The following is an 883-nucleotide window of genomic DNA, read 5'->3' as shown; positions in this document are numbered from 1 at the left end:
GCTCGACCTCGGCGAAGCTGACGCCGGATTTCGGCGCGGCCGAGATCGCGAACTGGGTCGGATCGAGCGAGATGCTTGAATAGCTGGCGTTGGCGGAGACGGCGAGCGGCTTGTCGACGACGAGGGCGCGGTAGAGATAGGAATTGCTACCGCTGCCCATCAACTGCGCCAGCACGTCGAGGGCGGCACTCTCGCCGGCTGCGGCGGTCGCGGCCGAGGGCACCAGATAGTAGCGCCGCACGCTGGGTTGCTCGACGCGCGGATCCGACAGTGTGACGGTGCGCGGCGCGGCCGGATCTGGCTCCTGCGGGCGGATGCGCCGCGCCGGGATCGCCGGCTGGGCTGCAATCGGCCCGAAATTGCGCTCGACCAGCGGACGGATTTCGGCGGCCTCGACGTCGCCGGCGATGACCAGGATGGCGTTGTTGGGCGCGTAGAAGCGGCGGTAGAAGGCGAGCGCATCCTCGCGATCGAGCTTCTCGATCTCCTGGTGCCAGCCGATCACGGGCCGGCCGTAGGGATGGTTGAGGTAGAGCGCCGCCATGATCTGCTCGTTCAGCCGCGCGTCGGGATTGTTGGCGACGCGCATGTTGTACTCTTCGAGCACGACGTCGCGTTCCGGCAGCACGTTCTCGTCCTTGAGGATCAGGCCGGTCATGCGGTCGGCCTCGAACTCCATCATGGTCGGCAACTGCTCGCGCGGCACGCGCTGGTAATAGTTGGTGTAGTCGACTGAGGTGGAGGCGTTCTCGTTGCCGCCGACGCGAAGCACGGTCTGGGAGAATTCGCCGACCGGGTGCTTGTCCGTGCCCTTGAACATCAGGTGCTCGAGGAAATGGGCGAGCCCCGACTTGCCCGGCGTCTCGTCCGCCGAGCCGACCTT

1 protein-coding gene is annotated in these 883 nt (G+C 66.8%); it reads right to left on the bottom strand.

Features of this window, described 5'->3' with window-relative positions; translation table 11 throughout:
• A partial coding sequence (locus GWG65_RS40245) for a pitrilysin family protein (RefSeq protein WP_275200924.1) occupies positions 1-883 on the bottom strand: 883 nt, incomplete at both ends.

The sequence above is a fragment of the Bradyrhizobium sp. CSA207 genome (assembly GCF_029051685.1).
GTDB lineage: Bacteria > Pseudomonadota > Alphaproteobacteria > Rhizobiales > Xanthobacteraceae > Bradyrhizobium.
This window is presented reverse-complemented; position numbering and strand designations above follow the sequence as displayed.